Origin of the sequence: Streptomyces sp. SudanB25_2051, assembly GCF_964272635.1 — a bacterium.
Lineage (GTDB): Bacteria > Actinomycetota > Actinomycetes > Streptomycetales > Streptomycetaceae > Streptomyces.
On the sequence record NZ_OZ186787.1, the window covers coordinates 6,195,715 to 6,207,360 of the forward strand.

The following is an 11,646-nucleotide window of genomic DNA, read 5'->3' on the forward strand; positions in this document are numbered from 1 at the left end:
ACCCGCGGCCGCCGGGACACCCGTCAGAGGTCCCGTCGACGCAGACCGTCACCCCGCGCACCGCGGGTGACCCCGGCCGCGGAGGAACAGGCATGGCCGTACGGCACCACCTCATCCAGAGCCCGCCCTCAGCGGTGTGGGAGGTCCTCAGCGACCCCGACAAGTACGCCGAATGGGTCGTCGGCACCGAGGAGACCAGCCCCCTGTTCGGCACCTGGCCCGAGGTCGGCGCCACCCTCCGGTACTCCGTCGCCCTCGGCCCCGTACGACTCGAGGGCTCCACCGTCGTCCGCCGGCTCGAACCGCCGAACCGGCTCGAACTGGAGGTCAGGAGCGGCCCCGCCGGCACCGCCCGCGTCGCCATCGAGATCGTGCCGTGGGGCGAGGACACCCTCGTCATCGTCGACGAGCATCCCCTGCGCGGGCCGGGCGCCCGGCTCCACAACGCCCTCCTCGAATCGGCCATCCAGCTCCGCCACCGCCGCATGCTGCGCCGACTCGCCGAAGTCGTGGAGGCCACGCACACGACGGCGGCCTGACCCATGGCCGACGCCGTCGTCATCGGAGCCGGCCCCAACGGCCTGGTCGCCGCGAACCTCCTCGCCGACCGCGGCTGGTCCGTCGAGGTCCTGGAGGCCCAGGACGAGCCGGGCGGCGCCGTGCGCACCGACCGGGGCGTCCACCCCGACTACGCGCACGACCTGTTCAGCTCCTTCTACCCGCTCACCGCCGCCTCCCCGGTCATCCGCTCCCTGCGCCTCCACGCGTGGGGCCTGCGCTGGAGCCACGCACCGGCCGTCGTCGCCCACCCCCTGCGCGACGGCCGCTGCGCCGTACTGGAACGCGACCCGGAACGCACCGCGGCGGGGCTGGAGGGCTTCGCCCCCGGTGACGGCGCCGCCTGGCAGGGCCTGTACGACCTGTGGGAGCGCGTCCGCCCGGACGCCCTGCGCGCCCTGTTCACGCCGTTCCCGCCGGTACGGCCCGGCCTGCGGCTCGCCGCCCGGCTGGGCGTCGCCGACGGGCTGCGCCTCGCCCGCTTGGGCCTCCTGCCGGCCCGCCGCCTGGGCGAGGAGACCTTCACGGGCGACGGCGGGCGGGTGCTGCTCGCCGGCAACGCCCTGCACGCCGACCTCACGCCCGAGACGGCGCTCGGCGGCGGCTTCGGCTGGCTGATGTGCATGCTCGGCCAGAGCGTCGGCTTCCCCGTGCCCCTCGGCGGCGCCGACGCCCTCACCGCCGCGCTCGCCCGCCGCCTCGCCGACCGGGGCGGCACCATCCGCTGCGGGCGGCGGGTCACGGAGGTGGCGGTGCGCGACGGCCGGGCGGTCGGGGTGCGCACCGCCGACGGGCAGTTCACCGCAGCCCGCCGCGCCGTGCTGGCCGACGTGCCGGCGCCCGCCCTGTACGGGGGGCTCGTCGCCTGGGAGCACCTGCCCGGCCGGCTGCGCGACGACATGCGGCGCTTCCAGTGGGACTTCGGCACCGTCAAGGTCGACTGGGCGCTCGACCGGCCCATCCCCTGGACGGCCGACGGCCCCGCCCGCGCCGGGACCGTCCATCTCGCGGACGGCGTCGACGAGCTGACCCGCTTCGCCGCGCAGATCGCCCGCCGGCTCGTCCCCGACCGGCCGTTCCTGGTGCTCGGCCAGATGACGACCGCCGACCCGTCCCGCTCACCCGCCGGCACCGAGTCGGCGTGGGCGTACACCCATGTGCCCCGCACCGTCGTGGGCGACGCGGGCCCGGACCGGCTCACCGGCGCGTGGACCACCGGCGAGCAGCAGCGCATGGCGGACCGGATGGAGGCCGTCGTCGAGACGTACGCCCCCGGGTTCCGCTCCGCGATCCGCGCCCGCCGCGTCCTGGCCCCTCCCACGATGGAGGCCCTGGACGCCAGCCTCCACGGCGGCGCCATCAACGGCGGCACCTCCGCGCTCCACCAGCAGCTGCTGTTCCGCCCCGTGCCGGGCACCGGGCGCCCCGAGACACCGGTACGGGGCCTGTACCTGGCGTCGGCCTCGGCGCACCCGGGCGGCGGGGTCCACGGTGCGCCGGGTGCCAACGCGGCCCGCGCGGCCCTGCGCACCAGCGGCGCGCCGACGGCCGCACTGCTCGCGGCGGGTCAGCGACTGGTCCGCCGCCCCCACTGAGAACGCCGCGCGGCTCCGCGCACACCGCACGGGCGTCACCGCCCCCGCGTCCGCCTCAGCGCCGCCGCCACGCCCGCCCCGGCCACCGCCGCCGCGCCCGCGCGCCGCCCCGCCGTGCGGGTCCTGCCGTGCCAGCCGCCGCCCACGCTGCCCGGCCCCGGCTGCGGCGCGAACAGCGTGCCGTCGCGGTCGGGGGCGCCCTCGCCCCGGACGAAATGCGTACGGTCCACCTTCACCGCCAGCGTCCGCTCCACCGCACCGGGCACGAGCGCCTCCACCAGCCGCAGCGACCGCGCCGACACGCCCACGAACACCGTGCGCCTCGGCCGGCGCACCGCGCTCACCACCGCACGGGCGACCCGGGGCGCCGTGTACACCGGCGGCATGGCCCGCACCCGGCGGCCCGTCCGGTTGGCCAGGTGCTGGAAGAACGGCGTGTCGACGGTCGCCGGGCACACCGTGCACACATGGACGCCCCGCTCGCCCGCGAGCCGCAGCTCCTGCCGCAGCGACGCGTCGAACGCCAGCAGCGCGTGCTTCGACATCGTGTACGCGCTGTTGTACGGCGACGACACCAGACCCAGCACCGACGACACGTCCACCAGCACGCCCGCGCCCTGGCGCCGCATCACCGGCAGCGCGGCCCGCGCCCCGTTGACGCATCCGACGACGTTCACGTCCAGCACGCGCCGCACCTCGTCGGCGGGTACGTCCTCCACGGCGCCGAACACGGCGACCGCCGCCGCGTTCACCCACACGTCGATCCGCCCGTACTCCCGTACCGCCCGCCGGGCCAGCTCCGCGACGGCCGCCTCGTCCGCCACGTCGACCGGCAGGACCAGCGCACGGGCGCCCCGGTGGGCGCGGCACTCCCCGGCGACCGCCTCCAGCCCCTCCGCGCCGCGCGCGGCCAGCACCAGCGCGGCACCGTGCCGGGCGAACTCCAGCGCGGTCGCCCTGCCGATCCCGCTGGACGCCCCGGTGACCACCACGACCAGATCCTTGACGCGCACGGCGACCTCCACGGCTGCTCGGCAGACGCGACACCGCCGGGACGGACGTACAACAGGACGTCGTTCCCGACCGGCACGGACGCCCGACGGAGTACCCCGCGCGGCCCGGCCCACTCCCGCGCCCTCACTGCACGGCGTGGACCGCCGCCGCGAAGACCCGGGGCAGGCGGGACGCCGCCGGTACGATCAGCCGCCCGGCCGCCTGTTGGCAGCCCACCCGCACCAGCGCGCCCGTCAGCAGCCGGTGCCGGAGGGACAGCCGCCGCCACGCCGCCTCGTACGCCTCCGGGCGCCCCGCGCGCAGGCAGCGCACCGCCGCGTCCGCCGACGCCAGCGCCAGGGCGACACCCTCCCCGGTCAGGGCGTCCACGTACCCGGCGGCGTCCCCCACCAGCAGGACCCGCCCGGCGACCCGGCCCCGCACCCGCTGCCGCATCGGCCCGGCCCCGCGCACCTCCCCGGCCGGGGCGCCGCCCAGCCGTTCGGCCAGCTCCGGGAAGAGGGCCGGCCACGTGTCGTACGGGCGCCGGGCCCCCGTCAGCACCGCCACCCCCACCAGGTCCTCCGCCACGGGCGTCACATACGCCTCGCCCTCCCGCGACCAGTGGACCTCCACGAAGCCGGACCAGGGCGCTACGCGGTAGTGCCGCCGCAGTCCGTACCGGCGCGGCCCGCGCCCGGGCAGGTCCAGGCCCAGCGCCCGGCGCACGGGGGAGTGAAGCCCGTCCGCCGCGACCAGCCACCGGGCCCGCAGCCCGGCCGCGCGCACCCCGTCCGGGCCCTGCCGCACCTCGCCCACCCGGCCCGGCACGACCCGTACGCCGAGCTCCGCCGCCCGCTCGGCCAGCGCGGCGCTCAGCACCGTCCGGCGCACCCCGAGGCCCGTGCCGCCGCGGAACACGGCCTGCGCGCGGTGCGGGCCCTCCACGTACCGGATGCCGTGCAGCGGCCGGCCGCCGGGCTCCACGCCGAGCGCCCGCAGCGACCGCACCCCGCCGGGCATGACGCCCTCCCCGCACGCCTTGTCGACCGGGTTCGGCCGCGGCTCCACGACGACGGCCTCCATCCCGGAGAGCGCGGCCCGGATCGCGGTGGCCAGACCCGCGGGGCCGCCCCCGGCCACCAGCACGTCGATCACGCCCGCCCACCACCGGCGCCCACCCGCGGGCCGCTCACCGGCCCCACACCGGCCACCACCCGGGGACGCGCCCGCGCTCCGGCCATCGTCCCGCACAACCCCGCGCCGGCCACCGCCCCGTACAGCCCCGCGCCGGCCACCGCCCCGTACAGCCCCGCGCCGACCACCGCCCCGTACAACCGCTCGCCGGTCACTACCGGGGCGCCCGTCCGCAGTCCTCTCACCGGCCCGCAGCCCCCACCGGCGCGACCCCGGCGCCCGGCGCCGCCCACTCCAGTGCCGCCTCCTCGCAGCGCACCCGCACGGCCAGCAGCGCGGCGTTGGCCAGCGTGAACACGAAGGCCGTCACCCACGCCCCGTGGACCAGCGGCAGCGCGACGCCCTCCACGACGACCGCCACGTAGTTCGGGTGGCGCAGCCACCGGTACGGCCCGCCCGCCACCAGCGGAAGCCCCGGCACCACCAGCACCCGCGTGTTCCAGCGCGGCCCCAGCGTCACCACGCACCACCAGCGCAGCGCCTGCGCCCCGGCGACGGCGGCCAGCATGGTCCACCCGAGCGCCGGGTCGAACGGCCGCCCCGCCAGCCACACCTCGGCCAGGCAGCCGGCCAGGAGGCCCGTGTGGAGCGCCACCATCACCGGGTAGTGCCGCCGCCCGAACTCCACGGCGCCGCGCGCCGTGCTCCAGCGCGCGTTGCGGCGCGCGACGACCAGTTCGGCACCGCGTTCGGCGGCGACCGCCAGGACCAGCAGGGCGTACGCGTTCACGTCTCTCCGTTCCTACCAGCGCAGCAAGACCAGTTCGGTGCAGAAGCCCGGCCCCATGGCGAGCACCAGGCCGGGCGTGCCCGGCGGGGGCGGGGGATCGGCCGCGAGGGTGTCCCGCAGCACGTGCAGCACGGACGCGGACGACAGGTTCCCGGCCGACGCCAGCGACCTGCGGCTCACGTCGAGCGCGCCGTCCGGCAGGTCGAGCGCCTCCGCGACCGCGTCCAGCACCCGGGGACCTCCCGGATGGGCCACCCACCGCGTCACGTCGCGGCGCGCCAGCCCGTACTCGGCGAGGAAGCCGTCCACGTCCGCCGCGAGGTGCTTGCGCACGACGTCGGGCACGGCCGGGTCGAGCACGACGCGGAAGCCGGCCGCGGTGACGTCCCACCCGAGCAGCCGTTCCGTGTCCGGATAGAGGCGGCTCCGGCTCGCCACCACCGCCGGCCCCGCGCCCGCGCCGGAACCGGTCGCCGTGCCGCCCGCGGAGCGCCGGGCCCCGCAGGCCACGACGGCTGCGGCCCCGTCGCCGAACAGCGCCGTCGCCACCAGGTTCGCGGGCGACGCGTCGGACCGCTGGAAGGTGAGCGAGCACAGCTCCACCGACAGCAGCACCGCGACCCGGTCGGGCCACCCCGCCAGGCAGTCGTGCAGCCGCCCGAGCCCCGCCGCGCCCGCCACGCACCCGAGCCCGAACAGCGGCAGCCGCCGCACGTCGGGCCGCAGCCCGAGCCGCCCGGCCACCCGGGCGTCCACGGACGGCGCCGCGATCCCGGTCACCGACGTGAACAGCACCAGGTCGACGTCCCGCGGCGACATGCCCGCCGCGTCCAGCGCCCCCGCGAGGGCCCGCGTCCCGAGGTCGACGGCGGCGGAGATGTACGCGTCGTTCACCGCGCCGAAGTCCGCCAGCTCGCCGTACCGGTGGAGGGGGAGCGCCGTGTGCCGGGTCTCCACCAGCGCGCCCGCGTGCAGCCGGTCCAGGGCGCGGCGGTCCGCACCGGCGGGCAGGCAGGCGCGGGCCACCATGTCGGTGAGGTCGCGCTGGCGGTGCCGGTGCGGGGCGAGGACCCCGTGCACGGCGGCGATCCGGGTCATCGGAGGCTCCAGGTCGGTACGGCGTGCGGTCATCCCTGCCCCCGCGCCGCCGCGCCGTACCGGGGGATCCCCCGTTGGGCGCCCTACGATCCCCGGGTGGACGCCCACGAACCCACGCCGGCCCCGCCGCCCGCCTCACCGCCCCCGGCCGCTCCACCGCAACGCCCGGCCGCCTCCCCGCGCCGACCGGGCCCCGCGCCCGTCCAGCTGGACACCCCTGGTCCGCCGGACACGGCGGCCCTCCGCGACACCGCCCTCCCGGACCCCGTCCTCCGGGACCCCGCTCTCCCGGCCACCGTCCTCCGGGACCCCGCCCTGAAGCTGCCGGAACCCGCCCCGCCGGGCGCCGCTCCCGCCCCGCCGGGAGCCGCTTGGGCCGCCCGGTCCGCGTACCGGATGGTCACCGGTCTGGCCCGGGCCTGCCATCCGCTGCCGACGGCCGCCGTCACCCTCTTCGCCACCGCGCTGGCCGCCGCGGCGGGGCAGGACCTCGCGGGCGTCCTGCCGGTGGCGGCGGCGGTCCTGGCCGGCCAGCTGTCGGTCGGCTGGTGCAACGACGCGGTCGACGCCCGCCGCGACCGCGCCGCCCGCCGCCGCGACAAGCCCGTCGTCTCGGGCGTCGTCAGCGAAGGCGCCGTGCGGGCCGCGAGCCTCGCCGCGCTCGCCCTGTGCGTCCCTCTCTCCCTCGCGTGCGGCGCCGCCGCCGGGGCCGTCCACCTCCTCGCGGTCGCCGCGGCCTGGGCGTACGACCTCGGCGTGAAGGGGACGGCGCTGTCCTGGCTGCCGTACGCGGTCGGCTTCGCCGCGCTGCCCGCGTTCGTCGTGCTGGGGGTGCCCGGCGGCCCGGCGCCGCCCTGGTGGCTCCCGGCGGCCGGGGCGCTCCTCGGGGTCGGGGCCCATCTGGGCAACGCCCTGCCCGACATCGCGGCCGACCGCGCCACGGGCGTGCACGGCTGGCCGCAGCGGCTGGGCCCCCGGCGTACGCGGCTGCTCACCCCGCTGCCGCTGGTCCTCGCGTCGGCGGTCATCGCCGCGGGCAGCCCCGACGCCCTGGGCGCGGCCGGTCTCACGGTCGCCGCGCTGACGGCGGCGGCCGGCACCGCGTACGGCCGGCACCGGCCCCGCGTGCCGTTCATGGCGGCGATCGCCGTGGCGGGCCTGGACGTGGCCATGCTGGTATGGCGGGGTGCCGCCCTCTTCTGACGGCCCCGGCGGCGACCGAACGGCAGGAGGCCCGCCCATGCCCGACCAGCAGGAGACACCGGACCTGGCCGTTCTCGTGGGACTTCAGGCCGCGGGCAAGTCCACCTTCTACCGGCAGCGCCTCGCCGGCCGGTACGCGCTGGTGAGCAAGGACCTCTTCCCGCGCGGCGCCCGGAACAAGCAGCGGCGGCAGATGGCCCAGGTGGCCGAGGCGCTGGCCGCGGGCCGCCCGGTGGCGGTCGACAACACCAACCCGTCGCCCGAGGAGTGGGGCCCGCTCGTGTCCGAGGCCCGTGCCCACGGCGCCACGGCCACGGCGTACTGGTTCCCGCCCGACGTGCCCGGCTCGCTGCGCCGCAACGCCGCACGGCACGGCCGGGAGCGCGTACCGGAGGCGGGCTTCCGCGCCACCCTCGCCCGGCTGCGCAGACCGTCGCGCGCCGACGGGTTCGACGCGGTGCTGGAGGTCCGGATGGACGGGCGGGGCGGCTTCACCGTACGCCCGGCCCCCGGCGGACCGCCGCCGCGGGACACCCCGCCCGTCCACCGCGATCCGGCCCCGCCCGCCGCCCCGCCGCCCGCCCGCGACGAAGCACCCGTACGCGAGGAGGCACCCGCCCGCGACGAAGCACCCGTCCGCGACGAAGCACCCGTCCGCGACGAAGCGGCCGCCGGTCAGCAGGTGGACCCGGCTGCCGGGAGGCATCGCGCGGGGCGGCCCGGGTACCCGCCGACCGACGCACAGGACCCGACGCACGGAGGAGGGATCGAGGTGACCGTTCCCGAGGAGAACCGTCCGAAGACCACCACCACGGACGACGTCATCGAGGCCACCGAGACCGAAGACCAGCAGGAACGGCAGCCCGGCGGCTCCGGCCGCTCCCTGCGCGAGGCGATGGAGGAGGCCGGGGTCAGGCGGGAGGACTACGAGGAGAAGTAGCCCCAGCCGAGGGCGTGCGGCCCGCCCACACCGCACCGCGCGCCCCCACCCCGGCTCCCAGCCTCCGCCCCTCAGCCCCCGCCTGCGGCCGCCGCGCTCGCCGTCATGTACGCCGACCAGGCCCGCAGGGGCAGCTCACCGTCGTCCGGCCCGGTGAGCGGCAGCAGCCCGGCACCGCGCGGGCCGGGGCGGAACACCGTCACCGCCGTCGACAGGTCCTCGCCGTAGCCGACGAACCACGCCGCCTCCGCCCGGTCCGCGCCGCCCGTACGCCCGGCGGCCACCGGCCCCAGCGCCCGGAGGGTGTCCGGGTCGACGGCCTCCACCGCCACGTCCCGCAGGCCCCGCGCGACCTCCCGGGCCACCTCCGGCTCCAGCACCTGCCGGGCGGCCGGCCGCTCCAGCCCCTCCAGCGGCGCGCCCCGGTACGTCACCGCCGTCACCGAGTACGGCTCCGCCCGCAGCCCGCCCGTCGCGAACGTGCCGTACGCGCCCGCCATCCTGATCGCGCTCGGCGTGGACGTGCCCAGCGCGAACCGCGGCTCCAGCGCGGCCATGCTGCCGGGCAGCAGCCCCGCGCCGACCGCCACGTCCCGCACCTCGGCCGGCCCGACCGCCTCGCCGAGCCGCAGGAACACCTCGGCGTCGGCCCGCACCAGGGCCCGGCGCAGGGCCTGCGTGCCGTCCGTGCCGTCGTCGCCCCGGACACCCTTCCGCAGCGCGGCCGCCATCACGAACGGGGCGAACGCGGACCCGACCGGCACGCCCGCCGTGTCGGCGTTGCTGGTGAAGTGGCGGGTCGCGTCGGGCCCGCCGTACAGCGCGAGCACCGCCCCGTCACCGGGCCGTACCGACGCCGCCCCGAACTGCGGCTCCCCACCGCCCACGGCGCCGTCCCCGCCCCCGCCGGGGGCACCGCCGGAGCCGGCCGCCGCGCGGGCGGCCACCCCCTCCACCGCACGCGTCAGCCGGTCCACCGCCGCCCGCTCGAACGTCGTACGGACGCGGTAGCCGCCGCGCCCCAGCTCCTCGGCCGTCAGGCCCGTCCTGTTGCGCAGGTCCTTGTTGGCCGCGTCGACCAGATAGCCGATCTGGCCCGCCATGCCGCCCGCCACCGAACGGGAGCGCGGCTCGGGGAAGTCCCGGTACGCCGCCCGCTGCGCCCGCGTCATGAACCCCGCCTCCACCTGCCGGTCCAGGACATACCGCCACCGCGCCTCCGCCCGGCGGCGGTGCTGCTCGCTCAACCCGGGGTCGTAGAAGTCGCCGCCCTTGAGCAGCGCGGCCAGCAGGGCGGCCTGCGACGGGTCGAGGTTGCGCGCGTCGGTGCCGTAGTAGGCGACGGCCGCCGCCTGCACCCCGTACGCGTCGCGCCCGAACCAGCTGGTGTTCAGATACCCTTGGAGGATCTCGTCCTTCGTCAGGTACCGGGACAGCTTCACCGCCAGGCACAGTTCACGCAGTTTGCGCGACAGGGTCTGTTCCTGCGTCAGATAGGTGTTCTTCACATACTGCTGGGTGATGGTGGAGCCGCCCTGCAGCTCGCCGCCCCGCACCGTGTTCACCACCGCACGGGCCAGACCGCGCACCGAGAAGCCGGGGTCGCTGTAGAAGGTGGCGTTCTCGGTGGCGATCACGGCGTTCCGGAGGGGCTCCGGGATGTCGGAGAGGGGGACGTTCTGCCGGTTGACCGGGCCGACCGAGACCATCTGGCTGCCGTCCGCCCAGTAGTAGACGGTCGCCTCCGAGCGGGCCTCGGCGTTGACGTCCGGGATCGGCGTCGTGGCGTACAGCCAGCCGAGCAGCCCGGCGGCGGCCGCACAGCCGAGCAGCGCCAGGGCGAGCAGCTGCCGCCACGACGGCACGAAGCGGGCCGCGCCCCGCCGCCCCCGGCGCGGGTAGTCGACACGGAGGCGGCGCAGGGCCCCGGCGCGGTCATGTCCCGGACGGGGAGCGCGGACGCGGGTCCGGGCGAGGACACGGGAAAGGATCACGGAAGCGCGCTCCCCTTCGTACGGCGGCGCCGGCATGCGCCCTCTCCTACGGGACGGGGCCCCCGCCCGTTCACGCCGTGCCCGCCAGCCACTCGGCGATCGCCCGCGCCACCGGCAGTCCGGTGTCCAGCTCCACGAACCCGAACTGGCCGCCCTGGTTGCACTCCAGGAACCACCACACGTCCTCCTCGTCCTCCGCGAAGTCGAACGCGGCGTACGCGAGGCCCGCGGCGGCCGTGTAGGCGCGCACGGACCGTTCGATGCGCTCCGGCACGGCGGTCGGCTCCCAGCCGTGCCCCGTGTCGCCGTACCGCCCGTCGACCTGGCCCTCGGCGGCGGTCTTCCGCGCCGCGAACAGCCTCCGGCCCACGGCCGTCAGGCGGATGTCCGCGCGCTTGGGCACATAGCGCTGGAGCAGGGTCGGAGCGGCCGCCACGGCGGCGAAGTCCGCGTCCGCGCCGACCAGCGCTGTCGGCACCGCGATGCGCGGCTCCCCGCGCGGCGGCCCGGACAGGGTCTTCACGACCACCCGGCCGTGCCGCGCCGCGAACTGCTCGGCGACCCGCGGGAACGTCGTCACGACGGTCGGCGGGACGGCGAAGCCGCTGCCGTGCGCGGCGCGCAGCTGCCACGGTTTGAGCCGGGCCCTCTCGGCGGCGCCCGGCGGGTTCATCCAGCGGGCGTCCGTGGACGCCAGCATCCCGTACAGGGCCTGGCCCGTCTCGGCGGTCAGCCAGTCGGACGGCTCGGCGGCGAGGGCGGCGGGCGGGCCGGGGCGGCGGACCCACACGCCCCGCAGCGCGGCGGCGGCGACCATCCGGCCGTCCACGGACAGGTAGCCGTCGAAGTCGCCGCTCGCGTACTCGGCGGACAGCGCCGCCCGGCCCGGCAGGTCCGCCGGGTCGAGTCGTACCAGCGGCGTGCCCAGCGCGGCCAGTTCGGCCACCACCAGGTCCGCCGTGACGTCCCCTTCGCAGGTGAGGATCAGCACGGTCATCGCGGGCCGCCTCGCCGTCAGTCGTCGAAATGCGTCTGGGAGCCGGCCTTGGACGTCGTCGTGCCCGCCGCGCGCAGCACCGCCGGGTCGCACACGGCGGGCCGCCCGTCGGGCAGGACGTTCAACTGGAGGCCGGAGTCGTACGCGTACGGGAGCGCCGCGTCGTCCGAGGTGCCGGCCGGCACGGCGTACTGGAGGGCGAACGGTCTGCTCATGGCTCGGTCTCATCCCCGCTCGGTGGGTGGTGTGTCCACCGACCAGTACGGGGAAGCGGCGTAGGGATCTCACCACACACCGTCACCCGACGCCCTGACACGGGCTCTTGTCCCGGCGGGAACGCG

11 protein-coding genes are annotated in these 11,646 nt (G+C 77.7%); 4 read left to right on the forward strand and 7 right to left on the reverse strand.

Annotated features, from left to right (window positions below; genetic code table 11):
- Nucleotides 1-92: 92 nt before the first annotated feature.
- Together ACSUPT_RS27250 and ACSUPT_RS27255 are read left to right on the forward strand one after the other, a co-directional pair.
- The gene (locus ACSUPT_RS27250) at nt 93-539 is read left to right on the forward strand and encodes an SRPBCC family protein (RefSeq protein ID WP_365728614.1); all 447 of its coding nucleotides are present in this window, start codon (nt 93-95) and stop codon (nt 537-539) included.
- Between the two features lie 3 nt (nt 540-542).
- Nucleotides 543-2,153, forward strand: a complete 1,611-nt coding sequence (locus ACSUPT_RS27255) for a phytoene desaturase family protein (RefSeq protein WP_436945922.1) — start codon at nt 543-545, stop codon at nt 2,151-2,153.
- A gap of 35 nt (nt 2,154-2,188) precedes the next feature.
- Here ACSUPT_RS27255 and ACSUPT_RS27260 read toward each other — a convergent pair whose 3' ends face one another.
- The 4 genes from ACSUPT_RS27260 to ACSUPT_RS27275 form a co-directional block, all read right to left on the reverse strand.
- Nucleotides 2,189-3,166, reverse strand: a complete 978-nt coding sequence (locus ACSUPT_RS27260; RefSeq protein WP_361664346.1) for an SDR family oxidoreductase — start codon at nt 3,164-3,166, stop codon at nt 2,189-2,191.
- Nucleotides 3,167-3,290: 124 nt separating this feature from the next.
- Nucleotides 3,291-4,304 carry an NAD(P)/FAD-dependent oxidoreductase gene (locus ACSUPT_RS27265; protein WP_436945923.1) on the reverse strand — a complete coding sequence of 338 codons (1,014 nt, stop codon included), beginning with the start codon at nt 4,302-4,304 and terminating at the stop codon, nt 3,291-3,293.
- Between the two features lie 220 nt (nt 4,305-4,524).
- On the reverse strand, nt 4,525-5,073 hold the full coding sequence (locus tag ACSUPT_RS27270) for an isoprenylcysteine carboxyl methyltransferase family protein (RefSeq protein ID WP_436945925.1): 549 nt from the start codon (nt 5,071-5,073) through the stop codon (nt 4,525-4,527).
- Between the two features lie 12 nt (nt 5,074-5,085).
- On the reverse strand, nt 5,086-6,171 hold the full coding sequence (locus ACSUPT_RS27275; RefSeq protein ID WP_403504078.1) for a type III polyketide synthase: 1,086 nt from the start codon (nt 6,169-6,171) through the stop codon (nt 5,086-5,088).
- A gap of 96 nt (nt 6,172-6,267) precedes the next feature.
- Between ACSUPT_RS27275 and ACSUPT_RS27280 the strand changes: the two genes are divergently transcribed.
- Nucleotides 6,268-7,374 (forward strand): UbiA family prenyltransferase, encoded by a 1,107-nt coding sequence (locus ACSUPT_RS27280; RefSeq protein WP_436945926.1) that lies wholly within the window; start codon nt 6,268-6,270, stop codon nt 7,372-7,374.
- 37 nt (nt 7,375-7,411) lie between these two features.
- Entirely contained in the window at nt 7,412-8,314 is a 903-nt protein-coding gene (locus tag ACSUPT_RS27285) for an AAA family ATPase (RefSeq protein WP_436945928.1), read from the forward strand.
- A gap of 71 nt (nt 8,315-8,385) precedes the next feature.
- Here the strand turns inward: ACSUPT_RS27285 and ACSUPT_RS27290 are convergent, their stop codons facing one another.
- The 3 genes from ACSUPT_RS27290 to tgmA form a co-directional block, all read right to left on the reverse strand.
- Nucleotides 8,386-10,308, reverse strand: coding sequence for a transglycosylase domain-containing protein (locus ACSUPT_RS27290; protein ID WP_436945929.1), 1,923 nt, complete (start codon nt 10,306-10,308; stop codon nt 8,386-8,388).
- 70 nt (nt 10,309-10,378) lie between these two features.
- Complete coding sequence (gene tgmB / locus ACSUPT_RS27295) at nt 10,379-11,305, reverse strand: ATP-grasp ribosomal peptide maturase (RefSeq protein ID WP_436945931.1); 927 nt, start codon at nt 11,303-11,305, stop codon at nt 10,379-10,381.
- A 17-nt stretch (nt 11,306-11,322) separates the two neighbouring features.
- Nucleotides 11,323-11,520: a putative ATP-grasp-modified RiPP gene (gene tgmA, locus ACSUPT_RS27300; protein ID WP_351964135.1), complete on the reverse strand. Its 198-nt coding sequence runs from the start codon at nt 11,518-11,520 to the stop codon at nt 11,323-11,325.
- Nucleotides 11,521-11,646: the final 126 nt, after the last annotated feature.

Coding starts and splice junctions, on each gene's coding strand:
- ACSUPT_RS27250 (WP_365728614.1), top strand. CDS start 93: ATGGCCGTACGGCACCACCTCATCCAGAGCCCGCCCTCAGCGGTGTGG.
- ACSUPT_RS27255 (WP_436945922.1), top strand. CDS start 543: ATGGCCGACGCCGTCGTCATCGGAGCCGGCCCCAACGGCCTGGTCGCC.
- ACSUPT_RS27275 (WP_403504078.1), bottom strand. CDS start 6,171: ATGACCCGGATCGCCGCCGTGCACGGGGTCCTCGCCCCGCACCGGCAC.
- ACSUPT_RS27285 (WP_436945928.1), top strand. CDS start 7,412: ATGCCCGACCAGCAGGAGACACCGGACCTGGCCGTTCTCGTGGGACTT.
- tgmB (WP_436945931.1), bottom strand. CDS start 11,305: ATGACCGTGCTGATCCTCACCTGCGAAGGGGACGTCACGGCGGACCTG.
- tgmA (WP_351964135.1), bottom strand. CDS start 11,520: ATGAGCAGACCGTTCGCCCTCCAGTACGCCGTGCCGGCCGGCACCTCG.